The organism is Saliphagus sp. GCM10025334, from assembly GCF_042663485.1.
Lineage (GTDB): Archaea > Halobacteriota > Halobacteria > Halobacteriales > Natrialbaceae > Natronosalvus.
On record NZ_JBHTAF010000003.1, the window covers coordinates 225,481 to 251,488 of the forward strand.

Here is a 26,008-nt window from a genome sequence, read left to right on the forward strand (position 1 = left end):
AGGGTAGTTACCACCGCTACTTAAAGTCGTCTGATATCGGACAGTTGCCGTTACACCCACGAAATGCGACGAGTTAGAGCCGCGACCGAAGCGCCTCGTTCATCCGATCGACCGGCGCCTCGAGCCCCGTCCACTGCTCGAACGCCTCGACGCCCTGGTAGAGCAACATCCACGCACCGTCGACGGTCGCCGCGCCAGCGTCCGCCGCCTCCTGGAGGAGGCGCGTCTCCAGTGGGTTGTACACCGCGTCCATCACTGTCAGTTGGCCGTGGAGGGCGTCCGCCGGGACCGGCGACACGTCCTCGTCCATCCCGACGCTGGTCGCGTTGACCAGAACGTCGGTATCCGGGACCACGTCGGGGAGACTGTCGAGTCCGCCGGCGGTCGCGCCGGGGACGACTGCGGCGAGTTCTTCGGCTCGCGACACCGTCCGGTTCACGACCGTCACCTCGGCCCCTCCGTCGGCGAGTCCGAACGCGATCGCCCGACCGGCCCCTCCGGCGCCGACCACGACTGCCGGCGCTCCCTCGAGGGCGACGTCGTGTTCGCGGAGCGCACGGACGGCGCCGGCGGCGTCGGTGTTGTACCCCGCGGGCGGCCCGTCCGGGGAGAAGTCGATCGTGTTCACCGCGCCGATCCGCGTCGCCAGCGGGTCAGGCTCGACGACGGTCAGCGCGTCCTGTTTGAACGGGATCGTCACGTTACAGCCGGCGATCCCGAGCGCCTGCGCCCCGTCGATAGCTCGCTCGAGCGCGTCCGGGGTCGCATCCGGCTCGAACGTAACGTATCGGGCGTCGATGTCGAGTGCGTCGTAGGCGGCTTCGTGCATCGGTGGCGAGAGGGAGTGGCCGACCGGATTCCCGAGGAGACCGAAGACCTGCATGCGCGTGAGTGGTTCCCGGACGGGTATAACGGGTGTGACTCCGGCAGGCTTTCCTGACGATCCGGTGATCCGGTAGCCCGCACCGACCGCGTTTCACACGCCTTATACCACCGTCTCGAGTACCACTCCCGTATCGATGGTCGACGGAACACTCCTCTCCGCGCTCTTGCTCGCTCTCGGCGCCGGCGCGCTCTTCGGCGGAGCCGAACTCCTCGTCAAGGGCGCCGGCAACCTCGCGCTCGGCCTCGGCCTCCGGGCGGCCACCGTCGGCGTCACCGTGGTCGCCTTCGCGACGACCGCCCCCGAACTGTTCGTCGCCATCCTCGGCGCGCTCGACGTCTCCTCGGACGTCGGCTTCGGGACGGTCGTCGGGTCGAACATCGCCAACATCGCCCTCGTCCTGGGCGTCTCCGCGCTCATCCGACCGCTCTCGATCAGCGACGCGATGATGCGCCGCCACGTCCCGTTCATGGTCCTCGCGGCCGTCTTGCTTCCCGTGCTCGCCCTCGACGGGCGGATCGGGAAACTCGAGGGAGGAATACTGCTGGCCGTGCTGGCCGGGTTCACCGGGTATCTCCTCCACACCGTGAACTCGAGCCCAGCAGCCGCCGAGATGCCTGACGGAGGCCGGGACGGCGTCGCCGCGCGCGACGTCGCCTTCGTCCTCGCCGGACTGGTTACCCTGCTCGTCGGCTCTCGCTGGCTTATCTCCGGCGGCTCCTCGCTCCTGCTGGCGATGGGCGTCTCCGAATTCGTCGTCGGGGTGACGGTCCTCGCGCTCGGGACGTCCCTGCCGGAACTCGCCGCCTCGGCCGTCGGGGCCGCTCGCGGGGAGACCGAGTTCACCGTTGGCAACGTCGTCGGCTCGAACATCTACAACATCGTCGCCGTGCTGGGACTGCTCGCCGTCGCCGTGCCGATTACGGTCACGGATTCCGTGCTCCGGTTCGAACTCCCGCTCGTGGTCGCGTTCACACTCGTGCTCGTCGGCATGATGTGGCGCGGACGTCGATTGACCCGGGTCGACGGGGCCGTCCTCGTCGTTTCGTACGCCGTGTTCGTCCGGTTCCTGTTCGTTTGACCCGTCTTCCGGACCGATTTCTTCGATCTACTCGAGCCCGCGACAATCCCGTAGATTGATGCGTCCCTGGGCGAAGTCAACAGCGTGCAACGCGCCGTCGCGGACGACGACTGGGTGGCCGACCTCGGCGAGCGCCTGCCCGTGTCGCCGCTCTCGGCACTCGGCCTCCTGCTCGCGGCGACCATCGGCTTTCGAATCGCCGTCGAGAACGCCTCGAGCCGGGCGCTCCTCGAGAGTGCGTTCCCGCTGCTCGCGGCGACGGCCGTCGTCCTCGCCGACCGACGACTTGTCGCGGGCGGCGTCGGCGTCCGCGACCGCCTCACCGTCTTCGCCTACGGCCTCGGCGGCTTCCTGGCGGCCGCACTCGTCACTGCGCTCCACCTGCACGTCCTCCGCCTCGACGGGGCCGGTGTCACGATGCCGCTGTATCTGACGCTCATGAGCGGGACCGTCGGGGTCGCCGCCGGAACCGTCGCCGGACTCTACGAAATACGCCAGCGATCGGCCGTCCGCGAGGCCAGACGCCAGCACGCGCGCCTCGAGGAGTTCGCGAGCGTCGTCTCACACGACCTGCGGAACCCGTTGAGCGTGGCCCAGGGCCGTCTCCAAGAGACCTATCGGACGGGAAATCCGAGTCACCTCGAGGCGGTCGATCACTCCCTCGAGCGAATGGACGAGTTGATCGACGACTCCCTGTCGGTCGCTCGAAACGGCACGCAAGTCACCGACCGGGAGCCGGTTCAACTCGTGGACCTCGCCTCGGAGGCGTGGGCCGTGGTCGAAACGGGCGACTCGAGCTACGAACTCTCGGGCAACCGGACGATTCGTGCTGATCCGACGCGAGCGAAACGACTTCTCGAGAACCTCTTTCGGAACGCGATCGAACACGCCGGACCGGATACCGTAGTTCGAATCGGCCCACTCAAAAACGGCTTTTACGTCGAGGACGACGGCCCGGGTATCCCCGAAGGCCGCCGTGAGTCCGTCTTCGAACAGGGCGTCTCCTCCACGGCCGACGGTTCCGGCCTCGGTCTCGCCATCGTTCGCGCCATCGCCGACGCTCACGGCTGGGACGTCGCGGTCGCCGAGAGCGCTACTGGTGGCGCTCGCTTCGAATTTACGGGCGTCCAGGGCAGGTGACGACGTTCACCGAACGCGACCGAAGCGAATTTCAGTAACCTGCGTTACAGAAATGATTTTCAGATTACATTTATACGGGTGTCGGTCCTACCTGTACCTGTATGATGCCACACTACCCCCACATCGAACGCGTCCACGACGCGACGGCACCGCGTCTCGTCGTCTCCCTGGCCGTGCTGGTCGGGTTCGTCGGATTCCTGGTCGCGCTGTCCTACCCGGTTCCGGCGCTGACGGCGATCGGCGGCGCCGTCGGGGCGCTCGCGGCCGCTCGGTTCGTACGAACGGCGCGGTCCCTCGAGTCAGTCCGGCTGCCGGGAACGAAGCGTCAGTTCCGACTTCGCCCAGCCAGGCAGTGAAGTCGAATCGACGGCCGAACACAAATGCTGCGCGCCTTTCAAGCGTCGTCGCCCCTCGTTCTCGAGAATGTAATCGATCAGTGCCGAGTCATCACTCCTCGTTCTCGAGTATGCGATCGATCAACGCCGAATTGTCGCTTCCGAGGGCCGAGCGAACCAGCAGGCTCCCGCCCAGGACTGCCGGGCTGATCACGGCGTCCGCACCCGCACGCTCGAGTTTGGCCGTGTTCTCCCGATCGGTCGCCGCCGCGACGATCCGCAAGTCCGAAGCGAGTTCGCGCGCGGTGAGCACCGAGAGCGCGTCCTCGGCGTCGTGGTTCGTCGCGACGACGACGGCCGCCGCGCGCTCGATGTGGGCGCGCTCGAGGGGCGCTTCGTCGCTCGGGTCGCCTGTCACGACGGGGATGTCGCGATCGGCGAGGTCGCTCGCCGCCTCGCGGTCGTTCGTGACGATGACGAACGAGCGCCCGGCCGCGTTGAGTTCGTCGACGATCGGTTCGGTCAACTCGCCGTAACCGAGGACGAGGATGTGATTCTCGAGGAGTTCGAGCTGTGATTCTGTCATCTTTCCGAGTGTCTTCGTGATCCGCGTCTGAATCGCCGGGCCGACCAGTGCCCCGATGGCGATACCGAAACTGGCGACGCCGAGGACGACGACGGACATGGTGAACAGCTGTGCGTCCGGGGAGGTCGGCCCGATGTCGCCGTAGCCGACGGTGCTCGAGGTGACGAGCGTGAAGTAAAAGGCGTCGAGGAGGTTCGAGATGCCGTCGAAGTCTTCCCGGAGGGCGAACGCGCCGAAGGTGCCGTAGGCCTGGACGCCGACGAGCGCCCCGCCCGCGGCCAGCTGGGTCGTCGTCAACCCGAGTTCGCGGTCGAATTGTCGGCGAGTGACGAGCACCGTCGGGAGCGAGATCACCGAGAGGACGACCAGGGGAATCGAGTAGGGACTCGCCTGGAGGAGCCCCTGAATCGCCGTCATCGGGAGCAAGACGACGGTCGCGTACCAGCCGACTCGCAGCCCGCGTCGGAGCGCGAGCGCGCTCGCGACCATCAGGAACCCCGTCAGCGCTCCGGTGAAGCCGACGCCCTGCTGGACGACTGTCGGAACGTAGGTGGCGACGGGTCCGAAGTCCGCGGCCGGTTGCTCGATGTTGACGATGCCCGTCGCGACCGACAACAGGGCAACGGCCAGCGAGAGAAGCACCGCCGCTCGCGTCCCGACGATCCAGGTCCAGTTCTGTGGCAATCGCCGGGCCACGCGCTCACCGACCATACTCGAGGTGTCGTCGGCCAGCGATTAAACGAACACGGTTTCAGGGCGGGTTGCACCGACCGTTCGTCGATCTCGTCGATTCGAGGCGCCCACACCGGCTCGAGGTGACGCCACTCCTCGACGTGCACTCGAGGCGCTCGCCGCGGTCGGTACTGGTTTATCCGATCCGTGACTGTCACAACGCATGGCAACGCTCCCGCTCGAGATTCTGCTCGGCCTGTACCTGGGACTGTTGACCGGCATCGTGCCCGCGTTCGCCGCCGGCTCGCTCGGCTTCCTGGTCCGGTACTTCACCGGCGTCGGCCTCCCCGGCTTCGGTGTCGTGGTGATGGCCCTGTCCATCGCGAGCGTTCAGGGCGGCCTCCTCGGGCTAGTGGAACCCGACATCACCCAGTCGCCCCGTTTGCTCGTCGCCGTCCTGGTCGTGTTGATGCTCGCGCTGTACGCTCACAATCAGGGGGACAAACTCGGCGCCGAACTCCCTCGACACCTCTCGCTGACGGCGCTCCGCCAGCGAACGCTCTCGGCGGACGTCGTCGAGTTCGTCGGCAGCGTCGGCCAGGTGACCGTCCGACCCACCGGCGAGATTCACGACCTCGAGGGGTACCCGCCGCTGTCGCCCGCGCTTCGATCGACGCTGAAAACCGGCTCGTGGCGCTTCCCCGCTGACCTCCCGCTGTCGGAACTCGCGGTTCGCCTCGAGGAACGCCTCCGGACGGATCACGACCTCGCCGACGTCGACGTCTCGATCGACGAACGCGGCCAGGCGACGATCGCCGCCGCGCCACCCTCGAGCGGCCTCTCGAAACGGATTCCCGACGGCCACCGGGCGGTTTCGTTCACGGCGCTCGTCCCGACCGGGACGGCTCGCGGCGACGAGGTCGTCATCGACGCCGACGGCGAGCCCGTCCGAGGCACCGTCTGTAGCGTCCGAACGGAGGTCGACGAGTCGCTTTCGGCCGACGACGCGACTGAAGCCCCCGCAACCGATGACACGAACGACGCACACTCGAGCGAGGACGAGCCCGTTACCCCGCCCACTGCGAACGCGCCCCGACTCGCCACCGCCGGGGGTACCGGCCGAGTCACCGTCTCCCTGCCACGACGACGCGCGAGAACCGTCCTCGGCGCCGAGTCGGTCCGCCTCACGGTGTGCGCGCGTGCGACCGAAGACGCGTTCGAGGCGTTTTCGCGCCTCCGAGAGGCCGGCTACGCGATCAGACGGGCCGTACTTCGAACGGCCGACGCGGCTCGCCAACTCGATGCCGAGGGGAGCGACCTCGTCTGTCTCGCCCGCAGGCGACCGGACGCGGGCGACGCCGGCACCGCGCGAAACTGGCAATTCGGCGCCGACGTCGAAGGACTGCTCGAGTCGGGCGACGAGGTGTACGTCGCCGGTCGCGAACCCGACGTCGAGGCCTTCCTCGAACCGGAGACGCGAGCGACCGTCACCGAGGGGGTGCGATGATCGTCGCCCCACTCACGAACCCGGATCTCCTCGTCGTCGGAATCACCCTCGTGTCGACGGGAACGTCGGAACTCGTCCTCGACGCGGTCGTGCGGATTCTCGGGTTCGTCGTCCTCTCGGGGGCCATCGGCGCCGGCGTGGCGTTCGTCTACCGGTGGTACAGCGGCGACGGCATCCCGGACGGCGTCGCGGTATTGTCGGGGCTCGTCGCGGTCGCCCTGTGGCTGAACACCCAGACTGCGCTGCAGTCCGCGATTCTCGGCGACGCGGACGTACTCGATCCGTTGACGGCGACCTTTACCATCGCGTCGTTCGTCGCGAGCGCGATTGCGGCCGACGGCGGCCGCCGAACGGGTGACGGACTGGCAGCAGACGTCGGTACCGTCGCCTCCACCCGGACCATCGACGACGTGAGCCGGCTGGTCAGGTCGGCCGGGCGGGTCATCACCGTCGACCTCCCCGACGAGATCGAGGACGCCGAAGGCTACGATCCGGTCGACGACGACACGAAAGTCCTCGTCGCCGGTCAGACGCTGCTGTTCCCCCGCGGACTCACCGTCGCTGCCCTGCGCGAGCGCCTGGTCGACCGCCTCGAGGCCGATTACGGCATCGGCTACGTCGACCTTGAGGTGAGCCAGGACGGGACGATCGACCACCTCGCGGTCGGGAGCGTTCCGTCGGGCATCGGGCCGACCCTCGCGCCGGGGTCGGTCGCCGTGGCGGTTCGCGCCGATCCGGCCCCGGACGCCAGCCCCGGCGACGTCGTCGAGGTCTGGGCCGCCGACGGCCCTGACAGTCGCCGCATCGCGACGGCGGACCTCCGGGCGACCGCGGGGGACGTCGTCACGCTCGCAATCGGGGAAGACGACGCCGCCAGCCTCGAACCGAATCGCGAGTTCCGACTGGTGACGCGGCCCAGCACGGCCGACGCGAGTCGGGGGCTTCGAGCCCTGTTGCGGACCGCCGACGCGACCGTCGCGACGGTCTCCATCGAGGCCGACGGCCCCCTCGTCGACGCCCGAGTCGACGCGCTACCTGGACTCCCGCTCGTGCTCGAATCGTCGGAAGGCGGCCGCGCGGAGACGCCTCCTGCACTGGTACCGTTCCCCGACGGCGACCGGCGCCTCGAGGTCGGTGACGCCTGTTACGTCATGGGGCGGCCAGACGAACTGGCCCGGGTTCGGGAGCATGAGCGGGAACGGGAACGGGAGCGGTAGCTACTTGCCTCCAGCGACGATAGCCGCGAGTATGACCACGTCCACATCCACGTCTCTGGAATGGAAGCTGTTCGCCGATCTCGCCGAGCACGCGGGTGACCGCGAGGTGTCCGTGGCCGCCGAACCCGGCGACACCGTCGGGGACGCCCTCGACGCCCTGCTCAAGGACCGACCGGCGCTGGCCGAGCGTGTCCTGGAAGACGGCGAGTTGCGCTCCCAGATCAACCTCCTTCGCAACGGGGCGGACGTCCGATCACAGGAGGAGGGACTCGAGACGGAACTCGAGGCGGGAGACGAACTGGCGCTGTTTCCGCCGGTTAGCGGCGGCTGACCGGGGTCTGGTTTCGGCCTGGTTCTGGATTCAGGTCGTGGTCTGGGTTTCGGTCGCAAAAAATCGCGAGTCACAACAGGAGCGTCAACACCAGTCGAATCGCCGCTCCAGCGACAAGCGCGACGGTCAGCAGCGCCGTCGTTATCACGACGACCGGCGGAAGTTGTTTCTCCTCGTAGGTAAACAGGGCGTCTCCGAGCGACATACTCGAGGGTCCGAGCCTCGATAGTTAATCCTTTCGTCGTTACTCAGCAGATCCGATTCGTCGGCGGACGGCCTCCCGGTCGGGTAGAAACTGGCCGACGAGCGGCCTCGAGGCGCGCGCCAGTATCGAGTCGTGCCCTCACTCGACCTGCCCACGAGAGCCGCTGAGGTCCACCTCGAGGACGAAATCCGGCTCGTCAGAAATCGGCGCACCCGCGAACGAGGCGTCGCTGACGGCTTCGACCGTTTCGGGGATCAGGACGCGCGTCCGGCCAGCCTCGAGGCGGGCCGCGTCCCTGGCAATCGCGGCGAACAGCGAGCGGGCGGCGTCCACGTCGTCCCAGGCGCTGACGCCGTACTCGACCCAGTGTTCGGTCTCGCCCGCCTCCGTCTCCCGGTCGTAGGTCCGGTTCCGGTAGCTCACGCCGGCGACCCCGCTCGGCCGGTCGACCGTGAACACGCTCTCGTCGGCGGCGAACCGCTCTAGGTCCGCTCGGGTGAGTTCCCGCAGGGCCCACGACTCGTCCGGGTCGAGCGCCAGTCCCCGGAGGTGGTCTCGAGCCGCGCTCTGGCTCCAGTAGCGCCACGCCCGACCCGCGTTGTCGGCGGTCGACACCTGATCGGGACCGAACGCATCGGAGTCGGGGGTGGGGTGGGCCCAGCGGAACTCCGTCGCGGGTTCGTATCCGGCCGACCGGGACGCTCCGAGCGCGGGTGCGTTCCAGGAGAAGATCATCAGGCGGCCGACGGTCGCTCCGCGTTCGCGCGCCCAGTCGAAACACGCCCGATTGAGGCGTCGGCTGAGGCCGCGACGGCGGTAGTCGCGGTGAATACGCAACCCCTGGAACCAGGCCTCGTCGGACGAGAGCATGACCGCCTGAACGAGTCCGGCGACAGCCACGTCGTCGCCGCCGGCGTCGCTCCCGCTCGCGTCCACGAGGAACGTCCGCTTGTGGTCCTCGTCGGGGTCCTCGAGCCAGTCCGGGTACACGTACTGGAGATAGTCCCCGTCGCGATCGGTCCAGATGTCGCTCGTCAGTTCGACGACCGCGTCCTGGTCCTCGAGTGTCGCCCGCCGGATCTCGAGGGCGTCGTCAGTGTCAGTCCAGTCGCCAGGTTCGGTGTGGCTGTCGCACATGGCTCACCGCTGGCTCTCCCACGGGACGGATCGCTCCTGGATCTCGCCCGCGAGCGAGGTTCGCATCGCTTCTTCGGGGTCGTTAGCGTTCGCTAGCGCCCACATGAGCTTCACCTTCGCAGTTCCCGGCAGCATGTCCTCGCCCTCGAGGACGCCCGCCGCGAGCAGGTCCCGGCCCGTGTCGTAGACGCGGTCACAGACTCGCCCCTCGAGACACTGGCTGGTCACGACGACCGTCGTGCCCTCGTCGACCAATTCCTCGATTTTCGGGATCAAGTCGGTGTGGACGTGGCCGAGCCCGGTTCCCTCGAGGACCAGGCCCGCCGACCCTGCGGCGACGTCGAGGAAGGCGGGGTCCATACCGGGGGTGAACTTGACCAGTTCGACGTCCTCCTCGAGGTCAGCCTCGACGGCGAGGTCGACCGCGTCGCGTTCGCGGTACTCGCCCTGAAAGGAGACCGTTTCGTCGTCGTAGTCGACTTCGCCGACCGGTTCGGCGCCGACGGTTTCGAAGGCGTCCCGGCGCGACGTGTGGTTCTTTCGAACTCTAGTGCCGCGGTGGAGTGCACAGGTGGTGTCGCTCTCGCTCGCGTGCATGCAGACGAGCACCTCCGCGCAGTCGCTTTTGGCGGCCTCGACGGCGCAGACGGCGTTCATGACGTTGTCAGAGGATGGGCGGTCCGCGGAGCGCTGGCTACCGGTGAAGACGACGGGGACCGGCGTCTCGAGCATGAACGCGAGCGCCGACGCGGAGTACTGCATCGTGTCGGTGCCATGCATGACGACGACGCCGTCGGCGCCATCTTCGATTTCCTCGGCGACGGCATCGGCGAGGTCCTGCCAGATCGGCGGTTCCATGTTCTCCGAGAGGATGTTGGCGACGACCCGGCCGCGGTAGTTCGCTCGGCCCGCCAGGTCGGGGACCGCCCGGAGGACGTCCTCGGCGTCGAACTGGGCCGTGACGGCGCCCGTCCGGTAATCGACCGTCGAGGCGATGGTGCCGCCGGTCGAGATGAGCGCGATGGTGGGGAGGTCCTCGTCGAACTCGATCTCGGAGGTGGCATCGGACTCCGCCTGCGCGCTCCCGACGTCGTAGACGTCCTCGGCGAGCACCTCGAGGTCTGCCTTCTCGCGATCGATACCGACGTTGTACCCGCCCTCGAGTTTAACCACGACGTGGTCGTCGGTGCTCGAGGGGAGCAGTACGCCCTCGTACGTCCGGCCCGCACGATCGACGCGGATTCGATCGCCGGGGGCTGGGGTTTGACTCATGGTGGTCGCTTTCGCGTCGTCGGACTTGAAAGCACGCTTTCGGGCCAGGTGACGGTGTTCGGCTCACGGAACGGTCGCTTTCGTTTACCCGGAATCCGGTCGCATCAACCAGGAGGATATACAAGCCGCTGGCCCTCGAACGGGAATGCGTGGCCCCGGCACACGTGCTCGTCCCGCTGGATGGCTCACCGTTAGCCGACGATGCGCTCGCACACGCCCTCGAGACTTTCGACTGTCCCATCACCGTGTTGAACGTCGTCACCCCGCTCGACGCAGGCATGAGCGAAGGCGGCGTGCTCGAGCCCGACGAGGAGCGACTCGAGGCAGCGCGCGCCCGCGCCGAGAAGTTGATTCGGCGCGCCCGTCGCCAGGTTTCGTCGGAGGAGCGGACGATCGAAACGGTCGTCGAGACCGGCGAACCGGCCGAAACGATCCTCGCGTACGTCGACACCGAAGACGTCGATCACGTCGTGCTGGGCGGCCACGGCGGCCCCAGGATGGGCGCCGTTCGCCGCCTGCTCGGCACCGTGGCGACGACCGTGGTCGGCGAGGCGCCCGTGCCGGTCACGGTCGTCCGGTGACGGTAACTCTGTCCTCAACTCGTCCCGAGGAGCGACGACCACAGCCGGTAGAGTCCGAATCCGATCCCGATAGACGTGAATAGCGTGAGTACCCAGAAGAGCACCGTCACCCCGATTTTTCGCCGGGAGACGCCGGCAGATCCGGCGGCCAGTCCACCGCCGATCACGCCCGAGATGATGATATTGTTGAACGAAATCGGAATGCCCAGCGCGATCGCCGCCTGGGCGATGACGAACCCCGGCACGAGCGCCGCAATCGAGCGCCGAACCCCGAGTTGGGCGTACTCCCGCGACGTCGCCTGCAGCAATCGCGGCGCCCCCATCCACGCCCCCGCCAGGATTCCCGACGCGCCGATGACGAGCAACACGACGCTCGGAAGTCCGAGTTCGGTCCCGTAGAGCGCCTCGAGCGGTCCGGTCGCCAGACCGACCTGGCTTCCGCCGCTACTGAACGCGACGATGGCGCCCAGGACGAGGAGAAAGGACCGAATGCCCCGTTCGACCGACGCGACCACCTTCCGACGGATGAACTGAAAGCCGAGGGCGGCGAACACGACAGTCGCCCCGACGACGGACGGATCGACGCCGAGGACTGTCGGGCTCCCGAGGGCGTGTGAGACAAGTTCCGCGACTGATCCCTGCGAGCGGTCGGGATGGGGAATCACGCCGAGTCGAATGTTGCCGAGAATACCCGCGACGACGGCCGCAAGCACCGGAACGCCGACGGTTTCCGGGATGTCGTCTCTGCGGAGGAGTTTCGCCGTCAAGAACGCGATTCCGCCCGACGACGGTGGGACGAGCAACCAGAACGTAACGATTCCTCGGTACGTGCCGAACGCCGGGTCGCCGCCAAGCGAGAGTCCGACGCCAACCATCGCGCCGGTCGTCGCGAAAGCGGCGGGAACCGGATAGCCGGAGTAGACGCCGAACGACATGAACGTCGCCGCGACCAGCAGTCCCGTCGTCGCGGCCAGCGGCGTGATCGCGACGCCGCGGATGAGTTCGGCCCCGACCGTCTCGGAGATACTCCCGCCCTGCGTGACGGCACCTGCTGCGGCGAGAATTCCGATCAGGAAGGCGGCTCGGAGCGTCGAAACCGCGTTGGCACCGATCGCCGGCGCGAACGGAGGCGAGTTGCTGTTCGCACCGAGTGACCACGCCATGAACAGGCACGCTATCGTCGCGAGTCCGACGAACGTCCAGAACGTCAACGTCGCCGCTGGTACGACCGTCAGTTCCAGCATCGTCGCCACCGTTACCCTCGTCTCCAGAATCCCCTGAGTTTCTCGAGACGAGACGGGCTAACGACGGCACCCGAACGCGCGAGGATGACCGTCTCGTCGATTCGAGGGATGACCCGCTGAGGAATCGATCCGACGAGTCGCCGCTGAATCGCCCCCTGGCGCGTCACGCCGAAGACGATCACGTCGTGATCGGGTGCCAGTTCCGCTATCGTCACGGGAACGTCCTCGCCGGTTCGAACCGCCGTCTCGACCCGGATATCGGGACCGAAGGCGGAATCGGGTGCATCCTCGAGCAACTGCACCCCTGCCTCGAGGTGGTCGCGCGCGGCGTCCTCGTCGACGTCCGGTTCGACGACCGAGAGGAGGTGCACCGTCGCGTCGTTGCGGGCGGCGATGGCCTTCGCCGCGAGCGTCGCCGGTCGAACGTGGGGACCGCCGGCCACCGGCACCAGGATCGAATCGACGCCGTTCGCTTCGTAGCCGATTCGCTCGACGTAGAGGTCACACTGTGCGTTCTCGATGAGTTGGTCGAGGTTCGTGCCGAGGATCGCATCGGTTCGACTCCGACTGTCGTGCCACCCGATGACGAGCGCGCGCGCATCGGTGCGTCTGATCGCCTTGAGCACGCCGTCGGCGATCGTTCGACCGACGACGATCTCGCGTTCGATCGGGACGTCCTCGGGGGCCACCGCGATTGCCGCGTCGAGGAGTTCCTGGGTATCCTGGGCGAAGCGTTCGACGATCGTTTCGTCCTTGTATACCGAGAACGGCGAGGAACTGGGTTTGACGGCGACCGAAACGATCGTGACGTGGCTCTCGAGGAGGCGGGCGAGGTCGCTGGCGGTCCGGACCAGTTGCTCGGCGTGCTGGGGGTTCGCCACCGCGACCAGCACCGGTCTGGACTCCGGAGAGTAGTCCATCGAGACTAGTTCGACGGATGGTGATGAAAAGGTATGGTCTCCCTGACGGTGTCTCGAGGACGACCTGACGGCTACCGTGGACATCGAATCGCCGTACCGAGCTCCAGACGTGGTGATGATTCCAAACCGTGAAACGCACTGGAACGGCTCACAGACCGGTGTACGAGCGGAACGCGTATCCCAGAAAGACGAGCCCCAGCACGACGCCGGACAGGGCGATGAGCCCGCCGATGAATCGCATCGTGGTCGTCATGACCGGCGGATACTCCGGCTGTGGCTCGATATTCGCCACGAGGACAAATACGAGCGCGCTCGCCCCGAGAGCGAAACAGCCGAACGCGAGAAAGGCGAGTGTACTCATCGCGGCGAGGGGGTCACGCCTCCGTCGAGCTATCGTACAGCCGTTCGACCGCCCACTCGCCGCGGATCAGTTCGTTGGCGCCCTCGGTGAGTGTGACCTCGACGAACACGGTCGCCCGATAGTACGCCATCTTCGAGTGGTTACGAAGGGTGGTTTCTTCAGTGTTGTTGCCTCGAGAACCGTCGAAAAATCCGGTTCTCATTTCTCCTCGACGTGGCGAATCTCACAGGCCACGCCGCGCGTGCTCTCGACCATCTCGCGGCCGAACATCTCGGCGCGGCCGACGCCGAAGGCCTTCGGCCCCTCGACGACGACCTCGTCGCCCACGCGGATGTCCTCGTCGGCGTCGACGACCCCCGGCGCCAGGACGCTTCCCTGCGGAACGAAGCCGTCGATCTCGAGGCGTTTCGTCGGCGCGTCGCTCTCGACCCAGCGTCTCGCACCCTCGAGCGTGAACGACAGGGTGCCGTACTGGGGGACCATCGTCGCCAGTTGCGTCTCCTCGGAATCGGTATCCCGAATCTGGAGGCGCGGATAGCGACTCGTCGTCCGGAACTCCTCGAAGAGGTGGTCGCCGGCGCCGTCGCCGAGCAGGTAATCCGCGAGCGCCCGGACGGTGTTGTGCTCGCGTTCGCGCTTCTGATACGTGGACTCACCCGAGAGGACCTCGCTCAGGTTCGCCAGCGACTCGTCGTCGGTCGGGTGGGCACCTCGGTCGACCGTGTAGGTCACGTCGAGGTCGAATTCGTCCTGGACGCGCTCGACGATGTCGCGGTAGCCCTCGTCGGGCACGTGGGCGACGATTCGCGGGTACGCGTTGCGCTCGAGGTAGCGCCGGAGGACGCGGGCGACGAACCCTTTCTCGTCCTCGGACCAGCGACCCGTCACGACGGTGTCGTAGTGCTGGGCCGGGTAGGTCGTCTCGAGTTCCTGGGGGACGACGCCGATGGGCGAGGTCATCGAGACGAGGTGGGCGCGCCACTGGATCGCCCGGTGGAACTGGCTGTGGCTCTGGGACTCGCTGTAGGGTTTCCGGGCCGAGCAGGGCACGAGCACGAGCGGCTCGTCGAACCGGTTGCGGTAGCGGCTGGTCACGCGGTCGGCGAAGCGCTGGATCTCGACGCGTCGGAGGGTGTCCTCGGTCGCCGCGTCGAGGTCCGCCTCCCGGACGATGGGCGTTCGCTCCTCGAGGTAGGTCCACTGCGCGTCGAGTTCGCGCATCGCGGCGGTGAGCCACTGTTCCTGGCGAGCCTGGCCCTCGACGTAGTCGCGCAGGCGGCCGTCCCGGATCCGCTGGCGAACGACCGCGAGTTCCGCGGCCAGGGCGTTCCGGTTGTGCTCGGCGCAGCCCGCTCGCGTGAACTCCTCGCGGGGACCCTGGCAGGCCGGGCACGAACACGGCAGTTCCTCGAGGTCCTCGAGGAAGTACTCGCTCTCGGTGGTGAGGTACTTGCCCTGGGTGCCCTTGATTGTCGCTCTGGTAGCGTCGAAGCAGTCGACGCCCGCGTAGGCGAGCAGAGCGACGTTTCGGGGGGTCGCGACGCCCGAGAAGACCAGTGCGGTGTCGGCCGGGATGGCCTCCCGGACCGAGACCACGGCCTCGACGAGCGCGGCCCCGTGGCCGACGATCGACTGCACGTTAGAGACGGCGTAGGCGTCGGTACCCTCGTCGGCGGGGCTGGCGCTCGAGATCACGGCGACGCTCGGATAGGAGACGTTGGGGTAGTCGACGGCGAACGATTCGCGAACGGGTTCGGCCGTCCCACCGGGGAAGCCGCGGTGGGGCAGGACGGTTAGCGAGGATTCGTCGCCGTCCGGAACCGTGCGGTCGGCCGCCCACAGCGAGCCGCCGTCCTGGAGCAGGTCGCCGACGAGCGCCGGAGTCGTCCGCGGCGTCTCGAGGCGGAGTTCGCCCAGGCGCGCGGCCCCGTCGCGCGCGTGGACTTCGAAGTAGTCGGTCATATCCACACTCGAGCGCGGCGGGTGAAAGAGGCTGTCGATACGGGTCGAACGCCGGGACGCGAAAATCGTGGGCTGGCGTTGCTTACTCGAGTTCGACGGTCACTTGCCCGTCGAAGGTGAGCATGATCGTCTGGGCGAGACTGCCGAAGAGGGCCTTCCCGGTCCGGGAGCGCTTGCGGCCGACGAGGAAGATGTGATCGCAGCTGTGATCCTCGGCGGCGTCGAGAATCGCCGTCGCCTCCGTGTTCGCGTCGACGATCTTCGGGACGACGGTGAAGTCGACCTCGCCCTCGACGGTCTCGAGTGCTTCACGTGCCAGTTGGCCGGTATTGTGGAGGAGACGATTTTCGATCGTGTCCGTGCCGTAGGCGGCGACGTGAGCGTCGCTGACCTGGCCGATTGCCTCGCGTTCGGCGTCGACCTCGTCCGTCGTGGTCATGGGAAGCAAGACGAGTTCGGCGTCTGCCCCGGCGGCGAGTTCGCCGGCGGTCTCGAGCAGCGATCGATGTCGGTCCGTGTCGTCGACGACGACGAGTCCTGTGTTCATATTCACTGATACGCTCGGGATTGTGATAGTATTTGCGTGAATACACGACTCATGGGGAACAGTATCGTACGTCTGTGACCGTCTCACGGGGTTGGGGAGTGGTGACACGATCGAATGAACCACGGAAATTCGTGTCAGAATTCACATATTGGGGGCCTGCCTGTCTCTCGCGCCAACCCAACGACTTTCTCGATTCGAGTCCTGCCAACGGGTATGACCACACCGACGGAACCGGACGACTCGAGTCGGCTCGAACGAGCGCTCGGGCGGGCCTGGTCCGACGACCGACCGTGGGCGCTGTTGACCGAACTCACCCAGCTCGAGAGCCGCATGGGCGGGTCGCCGGGCGAACGGGCAGCGGCCGACCTCGTCGCCGAGGCGTTCGAACGCGTCGGTGTGACGAACGTCGGTCTCGAGTCGTTTCCGATCCAGTACTGGGAGCGCGGGGAGACGACGTTCGTCGTTACCGAACCCGTCGAGCGCGAGTTCGAGGCGCTCGCGCTCCCGTACGCCCCGGCTGCGGACCTCGAGGCGCCGCTGGTCGACGTCGGCTACGGAACCCCGGAGGAGATCGACGCCGCTGGCGAGGCCGTCGAGGGAGCCATCGTCGTCGCGAGCACGACCACCCCGGCCGGCCAGCGGTTCGTCCACCGCATGGAGAAGTTCGGTCACGCCGTCGACGCCGGCGCGCGGGGGTTCGTCTTCGCGAATCACGTTCCTGGACAACTGCCGCCGACCGGGTCGTTACGGTTCGACCGTGAGGCGGCCATCCCCGGAATCGGCGTCAGCGCGGAGACCCACGACTGGTTGACGGAGTACGCCGATTCGCCGGCGGCTGGTGCGGACGAATCCGCGACGGCCCGGGCCAGCCTCCGCGTCGAGGCGACGACCACGGACGGCTCGAGCCAGAACGTCGTTGGCACCCTCGGCCCCGACACTGACGACGAACTCCTCGTGCTCGCTCACTACGACGCCCACGACGTCGCCGAAGGGGCCCTCGACAACGGTTGTGGTGTCGCGACGGTCCTCGGCGCCGCGTCGGTTCTGGCCGCCGTGGACTCAGATCTCGGGTGTCGGGTCCGCGTCGCGGCCGTCGGCTGCGAGGAGATTGGACTGCTGGGCGCCGAGGCCCTGGCCGAGCGCCTCGACCTCGAGTCCGTCCGCGCCGTCGTCAACGTCGACGGGGCGGGCCGGTTCCGGAACCTGCAGGCGTACTCCCACGCCTCCGACCCGTTGCAAGCCCTGGCGACCGAAATCGGGGAACGCTACGGCCAGTCCGTCGTTCACGAGACCGATCCACACCCGTTCAGCGACCACTGGCCGTTCCTCCGGGCCGGCGTGCCCACCCTCCAGTTGCACAGCGAACCGTCCAGCGGCGGCGAGCGAGGGCGCGGCTGGGGGCACACGGCTGCCGATACCCGCGACAAGGTCGACCCGCGAAACGTCCGAACGCACGCCATGCTCGCGGCAGTCCTGGTTCGCACACTCTCGAGGCGAACCCCGCCACGAATCGACGCCGCGGATCTCCAGGACGCGTTTCGAGAACAGCACTACGAACCGGGGATGCGCGCGTCGGATACCTGGCCTCGCGCCTGGGATTGAGACGGGGCGCTCCCCCGAAACCGGTCGGGGACGCCGATCAGGCGTCCGGAGCACCCTCGAGAATCGCCACCCCACTCGAGGCGCCGATTCGCTCGGCGCCGGCGTCGATCATATCCAGCGCTTCCTCGTAGCTCCCCACTCCGCCACTCGCCTTGACCGGAAGGTACTCGCTCATCAGTTCCACGTCCGCGACGGTAGCCCCGCCATCGGCGAACCCGGTCGACGTCTTGACCATCGCCGCGTCGGCCGCCTTCGCCGCCTCACAGGCCGCGCGTTTCTCCTCGTCGGTCAGGAGCGCCGTCTCGATGATCACCTTGACGGGGATGGGGACGGCCGCGACCAGTTCCTCGAGTTCGGCCTCGACCGCGTCCGTCTCGCCGGCTTGCAGGAGTCCGACGTTGATCACCACGTCCAGTTCGTCGGCGCCGGCCTTCCAGGCGAGTTCGCCCTCGAGGTGTTTCACCTCGTGGTCGTGCTGGCCGTGCGGGAAGCCGATGACGGTCGCGAGCGTGACGTCCGGGTGGGTTTCGGCAGCATCTCCGACCGCGTACGGCGGAATGCAAGCGTTCATTCCGTGTTCTGCAGCCTCGTCCAGGACGCGTTCGACGTCCGCTGGCGTCGTCTCGGGGCCGAGGACGGTGTGGTCGATCAGGGGTGCGAGTTCGCTGTGGTCCATACCGGCCCGACTCGCTCGTGGGATAAAAAGGCGCCCGGTAGTGGGCGGGCTCCGGGTCGAGGTTTGTGGCAGTTACCTCGAGACGTCGACCTCGAACTCGACGGCGGTTACCGCCAGACGGCGAGCTCGTCGGCGGTCGCCAAAAGACATTGAGGTCGCCAGCAGTCACCCCGAGACGTCGACCTCGAGGTCGTCGCGCTCGACGGCCAGTCGGAACGTGGGGACCGTCCGATACTCGACCTCGACGACGTCCTTGCGCCGCAGACTCTGGAGACCGGATCGGACCTCATCGACGTCGGGGTCGACGTCGAACGCATCCCGGAGGGCGTGGAGGACGGCGACGACGCTCTGGGAACGCTCCTCGGGTCCAGCGAGCACCTCGACGATTTGCGCCTGGAGTTCGGGGACGCGGATCCGCGAGGGTGGACCCTCGCCTTCCTCGCTGACGACGCCGGGTTCGACGTCGACCAGGTCTGCCGCCTCGGGGGTCGCCCGAATCAGGCTGTTGTCGTCCCGGAAGTAGTACTCACCCAGTTCGTTCTCGAGGAACTGGTGGACCTCGCTCCCGCTCTCGAGGTTCCACCGATCCTGCAACTCGCTGTTTTTCGTCGGCTGTAGCTCCACCACGTCCGCCAGTCGATCGCGAGCCTCCTCGGAGAGCGTCATCCTCGTATCACCTCGACGTACGGGCGTCCGCTATTTTTGCGTTGCGTCACGGGGACGAGGCTCGAGGCTGGCCGCTGCGTCGGCCGATACGACGCGAACAGCATGGGTTCGAAATGAGAGCGCTCGAGGGGAACAGTACGGGTACGCCTCCACTGTGTTCAATACTATAAAATCTATTGTAATACACACAGGACTTCGAACCGGTCGGCTGTCACACCGAGCAATTCCGATGTTCAGAGCATTCGAGGTTTGGAGAATTCGGTGTTCAGAATCCGGGTACGGCTCGAGTTGTCCAGATAACCCGGACTACGACTCGAGTGCATCAACGCGCGAGAAGACGAACTCCCGGAGCAACTTCCCAGCCAGCGAGGCGGCCTGTCCGTCGTCGCGGTCGTTGACCTCCACCGCGTCGAACCCGGTGGCTTGTGGTGCGACAGTCCGCACGACGTCGCGCATCGTCCGGGGCTCGAGGCCGAACGGCTCCATCGTCCCCGTGCCCGGCGCGTAGGCCGGGTCGGCGCCGTCGATGTCGACGCTGAGGTACGCCTCCCGTCCCTCGAGGCGGGACTCGAGTTCGGGGACGAACGCCGCTGCCTCCTCGGGGGGAACGACGGTCACGTCGTCCTCCCTCGCGCGCTGCCACTCCTCCTCGCTCCCCGTCCGCGCACCGACGATGATCGCCTCCTCGACGTCGATGTCGGGTGCGTCGTCGTAGTCGCCGGGATCGAGGATGCGGCGGGTCACACAGGCGTGACTGAGCGGGTTGCCGTCGTACTCGCTCCGCAGGTCGAGGTGGGCGTCCAGACAGACGAACACGTCCGGGTCGACCGCGCCCGCACCCGCCGCGGTGACGGTGTGCTCGCCGCCGAGCAACAGAGGGACGGCGTCGTCCCAGTGGACGTCGCGCAGGGTGCCCTCCAGGAACTCGAGGTACTCGTCCACCGCGTCCCACGCTCGAATATCGCCCGCGTCGTGGACGGCGCAGTCGGTGAATCGCCGGCCCGTCCGGTGGTCGTAATCGTCGAACGTCTCCGAAAAATGGCGGATGCGTCGGGGACCGAAGCGAGTCCCCGGCGCGAAGGTCGTCGATGCGTCGAGGGGCGCACCGACGACCACGAAGTTCGCCTCCGTTCGATCGGCGGTCGCCCCTGGGTACATCAGACGATCTTGCGCTGGCCTTCCATCTCGAGGTACTCGATGTTGTCGTCGGGCGAAGGATCGATGTCGTCGGGGATGCGCATAGTGATGGTCTCGTAGGACTCGAGGTCCATGACCTGCATATCGTCCCCGTCGACGGAGACGATCTGACCCTGTTTGCGGTTGATGATCGGGACCCAGATCTTCGCGTCGACCGGCTGGGATAGCGAGCGTCGCTTGCCGTCGAAGACGCCCCGAGCCTCGATTCGGGCCTTGGCGCTGCCGTGTTTGCCGGGCTTTGCCGTCGAGTAGGAGTCGATTTTACACGCTGCGTCGTCGATCAGGACGTAGCCGCCTTCTCCGAGGTCGCGAACTTCTTTCTGTTGCTTCGCCATACAGCGGGGTAATCAATCGAACGTGATAAAGGGATTGAATCGCGCTCCCCGTCGAATCGACGGCCTCGAGCGGTCGATCCGTGCAGACGGTGAGGACCGAAAATCGGGTCCTCAAGTCGCGCCGATACGCGGCGCGACGAGGTACTCCACGTTGCCGCCTCCGTTGGCGAACTCGTAGCGAATCGACAGCGGTTTCTCGGTTCCCAGTCCGAGACCGACGTCGACGCTGTCCGGCATCGCCCGATTGATCGACGCGAGGTAATCGACGGAGAACAGGGAGACGGCGTCGGCTGGTTCGAGGTCGACGAGGTCGGTCGCCGACAGTGTGAGCGAGATGTCGTCCGTGTCGCCGTCTGCGCGGACCGCGAACACCTCGTCGGCGGCGTCGAGTTCGAACTCGAGGTGCGTCGAGACCATCTCGGCGGCCCGCACCGACCGATCGAAGGTCTCGGCACTGGCGACCACTGATCCTGCGAGGTCGAACGCGTCGCTCGACGCCTCTGGCGGGGAGCGAATCGTCGCCGGATCGAGGAGCGCGAGCGTGTACTCGAGTTCGTCGATTCGAATCGAGAGCGTCCGGCTCTCGGCATTCACCTCGAGGGCGACGAGTTGGTCGCGGTCAGCGATTCCGACGACGTCGCGGAGTCGCTCGAGGTCGATTCCGAGGTGATCGGGAGCCCCCTCGAACGATTCGAAGGCCGTTCGCTCGAGCGTGACGTCCGCTCGGACGACGGTCGCCGCGTCGATCGCCGCGAGGCGGAGCCCGTCGGGGTCGATGTACAGGTGACACTCGTCGAAGACGGCGTGTGCGACGTCGACGGTTCGTTTGATCGTTTCGGCGTCGAGCACGCCGCGGAACGTCGTGCTAGCGCTCGAGTTCGACTCCTGAACTGTTTGCTCGACCATACCCCGTCACCCTCGGATGAGAGGGATAAATGTTCCTGGCCGGAGTTGATAGATAACTCGAAATGGGGTATCTATATATGTGTATAGAATAGTAGATAACCTGTATCGGATTATGAAGGGCGACAGTCGTCCCCGCGGAATCCTGAGCAGCGCCGACCGCGCGTTCCTGCGCGGCGAGTCCGACCTCGCGAGCGTCCAGTCGGAGCGAAATACGCGGGCTCGCATCCGCGAACGACTCTACCAGGGCGTTCGCGACTTCGAACTGCTCGTCGAATCGCTGTCCGACGACGACCGAAAACTCGTCTTCGAGAAACGGTTCAGCGAAATCGACGGTACCGAGGCGTTCGACGCGATGGTCTCGGCGGTGGCCTTCCTCTACCTGGCCGCGGACGACACCGACCTCGAGTTCCAGACCCTGTTGACGGAGGGGATCAACCTCGCCGAAGCGCGCCGGGACCGCGCCGCGATGGTCTCGCTAGACGTGACCTACCAGTCGCTCACCGTCGATCAGTTGCGACACAAACTGAAGCGAGGCGAATCCCTCTCGCTCACCGAAATCGCCTATCTCCACGACAGCGAGGAGATTCGACGGGACGAACTGGCGCAGTACTTCTCCGACATCGACGACGTGGACGAGATCGACGATGGCCGAATCCAGTCGAAGGTAACGAACTTTTGACTTACCCGATTACGCGACCCACGCGCTCGAGACCCTCCTCGAGTTCCTCGGTCGGGAGGCCGAACCCGATGCGGAAGTAGTCCTCGAAGCCGAAGAGGTCGCCCGGCGCGAGCACGACGCTCTCCTCCTCGACGACCGTCCGGCAGAACTCGGTCCCGTTCTCGAAGGCGTCGGGAATCGTCACGAATCCGTTGACGCCGACGGGGTCGTACCACTCGAGGCCGTGGGCGTCGACGAACTCGCGAACGCGGTCGCGGTGGGTCGCCGCGAGGGCGCGGTTCTCCTCGAGGATGTCGTCCTCTTGCTCGCCGAGGGCCTGTTTCGCGACGTGCTGGCCGAAGATGGAGGGCGAGATGGTGGTGTAATCCTTCCAGGTCCAGGCGGCCTCGATCACCTCGCGGTCGCCGACGAGCCAACCGAATCGAGTCCCGGCGAGGCCGTAGGCTTTCGTGAGACTCGTCGTCGAGAGGCCATGGGGGCCGAGGCTGGCGACCGGCGGCAGGGGGTCGTCGGCGAGTAGGCGGTAGACCTCGTCACAGAGCAGGTAGGCGTCGTTGTCCGCCGCCAGGTCGTAGAGCGCCTCGACTCGCTCGAGCGGATGGTACCGCCCCGTGGGATTGTTCGGGTTGTTGAGGACGATCACCCGGGTGTCGGGACGGATCGCGTCGGCGACCGCGTCGACCTCGAGTTCCCACGTCGGCGGCTCGAGCGGGACGCGCGTGACCTCGCCGACGGCGTCGGGGACGGCGTGGAGCGCCTGGTAGGTGGGCGTGACGACGACAGCGTGGCCGTCCCCCGCCGGTCGCGACGACGACGCGTCGGCGCCGAGCAGCGACAAAAACGCCAGGAAGTTCGCCTCCTGGGTGCCGACGGTGAACAGCACCTCGTCGGCCTCGCGGTCGTACCGGTCCGCGATATCGGCCCGGAGGTCAGGGTCGCCGTCGGTCGGAATTACGTACCCCAGATCGCCGGGATCGGTGTCGAAGCGACTCGCCGGCAGGCTCCGAATTCCGCTCTCGGCGAGCATGATATCCGCCTCGTGTTCGTACTCGGCAAACCAGCGCTCGAGGCCGAAAGGTTCGATGTGCATGCCAAAATGAGGGGGACGAGACGGCAAAGAGGCACCGACTCGTTCGCAGAGAAACCCGACTTGCTACCACCGGAATCCGACCCGCTCGTCGTCCGCCGGCGGCTCGAGCGGACTCGGCGGCAACTCGGTGGCGACCTCGGGGTCGTTGTAGACGCCGGGGGCGACGTCGTTGGGGCCGTCGGGATAGTACAGCGCGGCCAGCAGCTGAATCTGCCCGCGGCCGACGCCGAGTTCGAACTGCCCGCCGCCGTAACACCGAATCCCGCGCTCCTCGCAGTAGGCGATCGTCTCGAGCAGCGACTCGAGCGAGCCAAACCGGGAGGGCTTGACGTTCAGCCATCGCGGCTCCCACGGCAGGGCCTCGATGTCCTCGACGCCGTGAATGGGGGCGTCCCAGGAGAGCCGGTTTCGAACGTCGGGCGCCTCGAGCAGCGGGCGCGTCTCCTCGGTCACGCCCGGATCCTCGATCACGGCCTCCGGGAACGACTCGAGGATGCGCTCGTAGAAGTCCGGGTCCGCCGGAACGTCGACCTCGGTCCCCTCGTACTGTCCCTTCAGGTCGAGAATTCGGGCGGCGTCAGTCGCGATCAGGTCGTCGATGACCTCGTCGGTCCACTTGGGCGTCGGATCGAGCTTGAACTCGAGGGACGGAACGGCTTCGCGAAGGCGCTCGACCCGATCGGTCGACGGCGGCTCTCCGAGGCGGGTGCTCGCGACGAAGCGGAGCGGTTTCGGTTCGCGGTCGAGCGCATCCCCGAGCGAGGTTCCGGCCTGGCGTAGCGCCAGGTCGAGCGCCGCACTCTCGAGCGCCCAGCATCGGTAGTCCCGGAAGTCCTCGCGGTCGGGTGGGCCCGCCGGAAACAGATCCAGGTCCTCGAGGTGGTCAGAAAACGACGCCAGCGTGAACTCGCCCTCGAGGTCGTCGGTCGGCAACCCGACCTGATGGAGGGCGTCGTGTTCCTCGGCGTCGTAGGTGACGTCTTCGCCGCGTCCCGTGACTTGCTCACTACTCGAGTGCGGTCCCGAGAGCGCGACCTCGGTCGTCACCCGCGTAAAATCGCTCGACGTGTCCCGCTCGAGTCGCTCGAGTTCGACGTCGGCGACGTGTACCTCGAGGTCGGCGAGACGGTCGAAGTCCGTATCCATACGTCTCGTTGGGTTGCCAGACCGATGAACGTTCGTGCGCTCGTGGCGCTCGAGACTGGCCGATCGCCACTGACTGGCCTCGGTTACTCCTGCTCCCGACGCTGCCTGAGATTCTGGCGCGTGAACTGCGGTTTCGTCGAGATGGAACTCGGCGTCCGAAACGACCAGTAGAGGACGATCGAGAGGACGACCGAAAAGATCGCCGCGACGACCGCCGCGATGGGTGCGTCGAGCGCGTAGAGCACCCCCATCGAGAACAGCGACATGGTCAACAACATGCCGTAAACGAGCCGTTTCGCCAGGGTAGCGAACACCTGATCGCTGTCCTCGACCCCGACCCGGACGAACTGGTCGTCCCGTTCGAATCGGTCGAGGGTTCGCTCGAGTTTCGGCGGGATCCTGATGGCGGATCGACTGGCGTCCCTGACCTCGCCCGCAGTGTCCTCGAGGACCCGCTGTATCGACTCCTCGCGGTAACCCTGCTCGGTGAGGTAGTCCGTCGCCGTTGCGATGAAGTCGAAGTCGGGATCGAGGGTCACGCAGACGCCCTCGACGACGGTCGCCACCCGGAGCACGAGCGCGAGGTTCTTCGGGAGGCGGAACGGAAACTCGTAGATCGAGTCCTCGATCTGGCCGACGATCTGCTGGACGCGGTACTGCTCGATGTCCTCGCCGCGCGCGTCGGCGATGGCGAGTTCCATCACGTCGGCCATCACGGCCCGATCGGCCTCGGGACTCAGCGTCCCGATCGCGATGAGGGAATCGAGGATCGCGTCGATGTCCTGGTTGGCGATCGCGATGTAGAACTCGACGATCCTGTCCTGGACGAACGCGTCGACGCGACCGCTCATGCCGAAGTCGTAGAAGACGATCCGTCCGTCGTCGGTCACCGCCAGGTTTCCGGGGTGGGGATCGGCGTGAAATACTCCATCGTCGATGATCATCTGGAGGTACGATCGCTGGAGGTTCTCCGCGACCTGCTGGCGGTCGATTCCCTTCGCGTCGAGTTCGTCGACGCGGTTGATCTTCGTCCCGCCGAGATACTCCATCGTCAGGACCCGGTCGCTCGAGTAGCCCTCGTACACCTCCGGGATGAGAAACCGATCGTCGTCGGCGAAGTTCGAGCGGATCTCGGCGAGCATCCGGGCCTCGCGATGGTAGTCCATCTCCTCGCGAATCGTCTTCGCGAACTCGTCGGCCAGGTTCTCGAGGGAGAACGACCGGGACTCGTCGACGAACCGGATCAGTACCGGGAGCGACCACCGGACCACCCGGAGGTCGGCCTCGACGAGGGCCTCGATTCCCGGCCGCCGGATCTTCACGGCGACGTCGTCGCCGCCGATCGATGCGCGGTAGACCTGTCCCAGGCTGGCACCGCTGATTGCGTCGGTATCGAAGTCCTGAAAACGGGTATCGACCGGGCCGATGTCCTCTTCGAGTACGACCCGTGCGTCGGCCCAGTCGGCCGGGGGTACCTCGTCCTGGAGCGCCGAGAGCACGTCGATGTACGCCGGCGGGAGGACGTCCGGTCGCGTCGAGAGCAACTGCCCGAGTTTGATGAACGTCGGACCGAGGGTGAGCAACGACTCGAGCAGGACTTCCGCCCGCTCGCGGTGGGTCTCCGAGCCGATACGGCGCGGTCGTCCGAAGATGAGCCAGCGCCGGCGGTCGCGGGCGTACGCCAGCAACAGCGGCAGGAAGTGCCACGCGACGACGACGAACCGTCGATA

General features: G+C 66.8%; 27 protein-coding genes and 1 pseudogene. 9 read left to right on the top strand and 19 right to left on the bottom strand.

Going from position 1 to position 26,008, the window contains the following annotated elements; all coding sequences use genetic code 11:
• Positions 1–73 precede the first annotated feature (73 nt).
• Entirely contained in the window at positions 74–883 is an 810-nt protein-coding gene (locus ACFQO4_RS13285; protein ID WP_500261372.1) for a shikimate dehydrogenase, read from the bottom strand.
• A 136-nt stretch (positions 884–1,019) separates the two neighbouring features.
• On the opposite strand from ACFQO4_RS13285, the gene ACFQO4_RS13290 reads away from it, so the two are divergent.
• The 3 genes from ACFQO4_RS13290 (at position 1,020) to ACFQO4_RS13300 (ending at position 3,460) form a co-directional block, all read left to right on the top strand.
• Positions 1,020–1,964: a calcium/sodium antiporter gene (locus ACFQO4_RS13290; protein ID WP_500261373.1), complete on the top strand. Its 945-nt coding sequence runs from the start codon at positions 1,020–1,022 to the stop codon at positions 1,962–1,964.
• 84 nt (positions 1,965–2,048) lie between these two features.
• Positions 2,049–3,104, top strand: coding sequence for a sensor histidine kinase (locus tag ACFQO4_RS13295; RefSeq protein WP_500261374.1), 1,056 nt, complete (start codon positions 2,049–2,051; stop codon positions 3,102–3,104).
• A gap of 101 nt (positions 3,105–3,205) precedes the next feature.
• Complete coding sequence (locus ACFQO4_RS13300) at positions 3,206–3,460, top strand: hypothetical protein (protein ID WP_500261375.1); 255 nt, start codon at positions 3,206–3,208, stop codon at positions 3,458–3,460.
• 91 nt (positions 3,461–3,551) lie between these two features.
• On the opposite strand, the gene ACFQO4_RS13305 is transcribed toward ACFQO4_RS13300, so the two are convergent.
• Positions 3,552–4,736, bottom strand: a complete 1,185-nt coding sequence (locus ACFQO4_RS13305; protein WP_500261376.1) for an NAD-binding protein — start codon at positions 4,734–4,736, stop codon at positions 3,552–3,554.
• Positions 4,737–4,920: 184 nt separating this feature from the next.
• On the opposite strand from ACFQO4_RS13305, the gene ACFQO4_RS13310 reads away from it, so the two are divergent.
• From ACFQO4_RS13310 to ACFQO4_RS13320, 3 genes are read left to right on the top strand one after another with little or no spacing between them, the layout of a single operon-like run.
• A complete protein-coding gene (locus ACFQO4_RS13310; RefSeq protein WP_500261377.1) occupies positions 4,921–6,204 on the top strand; it encodes a DUF8167 domain-containing protein in 1,284 nt (427 codons plus the stop codon).
• Positions 6,201–7,421: a DUF8167 domain-containing protein gene (locus ACFQO4_RS13315; protein ID WP_500261378.1), complete on the top strand. Its 1,221-nt coding sequence runs from the start codon at positions 6,201–6,203 to the stop codon at positions 7,419–7,421. The genes ACFQO4_RS13310 and ACFQO4_RS13315 overlap by 4 nt, the downstream gene beginning before the upstream one ends.
• 31 nt (positions 7,422–7,452) lie before the next feature.
• Positions 7,453–7,752, top strand: a complete 300-nt coding sequence (locus ACFQO4_RS13320) for a ubiquitin-like small modifier protein 1 (RefSeq protein WP_500261379.1) — start codon at positions 7,453–7,455, stop codon at positions 7,750–7,752.
• A gap of 70 nt (positions 7,753–7,822) precedes the next feature.
• Here the strand turns inward: ACFQO4_RS13320 and ACFQO4_RS13325 are convergent, their stop codons facing one another.
• The 3 genes from ACFQO4_RS13325 to gatD form a co-directional block, all read right to left on the bottom strand.
• Entirely contained in the window at positions 7,823–7,957 is a 135-nt protein-coding gene (locus ACFQO4_RS13325) for a hypothetical protein (protein ID WP_312909079.1), read from the bottom strand.
• Between the two features lie 138 nt (positions 7,958–8,095).
• The gene (locus ACFQO4_RS13330) at positions 8,096–9,094 is read right to left on the bottom strand and encodes a GNAT family N-acetyltransferase (RefSeq protein ID WP_500261380.1); all 999 of its coding nucleotides are present in this window, start codon (positions 9,092–9,094) and stop codon (positions 8,096–8,098) included.
• Positions 9,095–9,097: 3 nt separating this feature from the next.
• The gene (gatD, locus tag ACFQO4_RS13335; RefSeq protein ID WP_500261381.1) at positions 9,098–10,366 is read right to left on the bottom strand and encodes a Glu-tRNA(Gln) amidotransferase subunit GatD; all 1,269 of its coding nucleotides are present in this window, start codon (positions 10,364–10,366) and stop codon (positions 9,098–9,100) included.
• Positions 10,367–10,515: 149 nt separating this feature from the next.
• Between gatD and ACFQO4_RS13340 the strand changes: the two genes are divergently transcribed.
• On the top strand, positions 10,516–10,947 hold the full coding sequence (locus ACFQO4_RS13340) for a universal stress protein (protein WP_500261382.1): 432 nt from the start codon (positions 10,516–10,518) through the stop codon (positions 10,945–10,947).
• A 14-nt stretch (positions 10,948–10,961) separates the two neighbouring features.
• On the opposite strand, the gene ACFQO4_RS13345 is transcribed toward ACFQO4_RS13340, so the two are convergent.
• The 6 genes and pseudogenes from ACFQO4_RS13345 to ACFQO4_RS13370 all read right to left on the bottom strand — a co-directional run bounded on the left by ACFQO4_RS13345 (position 10,962) and on the right by ACFQO4_RS13370 (position 15,981).
• On the bottom strand, positions 10,962–12,191 hold the full coding sequence (locus tag ACFQO4_RS13345) for an inorganic phosphate transporter (RefSeq protein ID WP_500261383.1): 1,230 nt from the start codon (positions 12,189–12,191) through the stop codon (positions 10,962–10,964).
• Positions 12,192–12,202: 11 nt separating this feature from the next.
• Positions 12,203–13,111, bottom strand: a complete 909-nt coding sequence (locus tag ACFQO4_RS13350) for a universal stress protein (RefSeq protein WP_500261384.1) — start codon at positions 13,109–13,111, stop codon at positions 12,203–12,205.
• Between the two features lie 148 nt (positions 13,112–13,259).
• A complete protein-coding gene (locus tag ACFQO4_RS13355; RefSeq protein WP_500261385.1) occupies positions 13,260–13,472 on the bottom strand; it encodes a hypothetical protein in 213 nt (70 codons plus the stop codon).
• Positions 13,473–13,485: 13 nt separating this feature from the next.
• A pseudogene (locus ACFQO4_RS13360) lies at positions 13,486–13,596 on the bottom strand (ArsR family transcriptional regulator); the annotation flags it as partial.
• Between the two features lie 74 nt (positions 13,597–13,670).
• The gene (gene arcS, locus ACFQO4_RS13365; protein WP_500261386.1) at positions 13,671–15,434 is read right to left on the bottom strand and encodes an archaeosine synthase subunit alpha; all 1,764 of its coding nucleotides are present in this window, start codon (positions 15,432–15,434) and stop codon (positions 13,671–13,673) included.
• An 82-nt stretch (positions 15,435–15,516) separates the two neighbouring features.
• Positions 15,517–15,981 (bottom strand): universal stress protein, encoded by a 465-nt coding sequence (locus ACFQO4_RS13370; protein WP_500261387.1) that lies wholly within the window; start codon positions 15,979–15,981, stop codon positions 15,517–15,519.
• 213 nt (positions 15,982–16,194) lie between these two features.
• On the opposite strand from ACFQO4_RS13370, the gene ACFQO4_RS13375 reads away from it, so the two are divergent.
• On the top strand, positions 16,195–17,583 hold the full coding sequence (locus ACFQO4_RS13375) for a M28 family peptidase (RefSeq protein ID WP_500261388.1): 1,389 nt from the start codon (positions 16,195–16,197) through the stop codon (positions 17,581–17,583).
• Positions 17,584–17,620: 37 nt separating this feature from the next.
• Here ACFQO4_RS13375 and deoC read toward each other — a convergent pair whose 3' ends face one another.
• The 5 genes from deoC to ACFQO4_RS13400 form a co-directional block, all read right to left on the bottom strand.
• Positions 17,621–18,259, bottom strand: coding sequence for a deoxyribose-phosphate aldolase (deoC, locus tag ACFQO4_RS13380; protein WP_500261389.1), 639 nt, complete (start codon positions 18,257–18,259; stop codon positions 17,621–17,623).
• Positions 18,260–18,424: 165 nt separating this feature from the next.
• Positions 18,425–18,925 carry a DUF5797 family protein gene (locus tag ACFQO4_RS13385; protein ID WP_500261390.1) on the bottom strand — a complete coding sequence of 167 codons (501 nt, stop codon included), beginning with the start codon at positions 18,923–18,925 and terminating at the stop codon, positions 18,425–18,427.
• A 306-nt stretch (positions 18,926–19,231) separates the two neighbouring features.
• Positions 19,232–20,083, bottom strand: coding sequence for an arginase family protein (locus ACFQO4_RS13390; RefSeq protein WP_500261391.1), 852 nt, complete (start codon positions 20,081–20,083; stop codon positions 19,232–19,234).
• Positions 20,083–20,457 carry a translation initiation factor IF-5A gene (locus tag ACFQO4_RS13395; RefSeq protein WP_500261392.1) on the bottom strand — a complete coding sequence of 125 codons (375 nt, stop codon included), beginning with the start codon at positions 20,455–20,457 and terminating at the stop codon, positions 20,083–20,085. Before ACFQO4_RS13395 ends, ACFQO4_RS13390 begins: the two co-directional genes overlap by 1 nt.
• 111 nt (positions 20,458–20,568) lie before the next feature.
• A complete protein-coding gene (locus ACFQO4_RS13400; RefSeq protein WP_500261393.1) occupies positions 20,569–21,363 on the bottom strand; it encodes a DNA polymerase sliding clamp in 795 nt (264 codons plus the stop codon).
• A 112-nt stretch (positions 21,364–21,475) separates the two neighbouring features.
• Between ACFQO4_RS13400 and ACFQO4_RS13405 the strand changes: the two genes are divergently transcribed.
• Positions 21,476–22,042 (top strand): DUF8102 family protein, encoded by a 567-nt coding sequence (locus ACFQO4_RS13405; protein WP_500261394.1) that lies wholly within the window; start codon positions 21,476–21,478, stop codon positions 22,040–22,042.
• Position 22,043: 1 nt separating this feature from the next.
• On the opposite strand, the gene ACFQO4_RS13410 is transcribed toward ACFQO4_RS13405, so the two are convergent.
• From ACFQO4_RS13410 to ACFQO4_RS13420, 3 genes are all read right to left on the bottom strand, one after another.
• Entirely contained in the window at positions 22,044–23,132 is a 1,089-nt protein-coding gene (locus ACFQO4_RS13410) for an aminotransferase class I/II-fold pyridoxal phosphate-dependent enzyme (protein ID WP_500261395.1), read from the bottom strand.
• A gap of 63 nt (positions 23,133–23,195) precedes the next feature.
• A complete protein-coding gene (locus tag ACFQO4_RS13415; RefSeq protein WP_500261396.1) occupies positions 23,196–24,278 on the bottom strand; it encodes an enolase-like domain-containing protein in 1,083 nt (360 codons plus the stop codon).
• Positions 24,279–24,361: 83 nt separating this feature from the next.
• Complete coding sequence (locus ACFQO4_RS13420) at positions 24,362–25,966, bottom strand: ABC1 kinase family protein (protein WP_500261397.1); 1,605 nt, start codon at positions 25,964–25,966, stop codon at positions 24,362–24,364.
• Positions 25,967–26,008 lie beyond the last annotated feature (42 nt).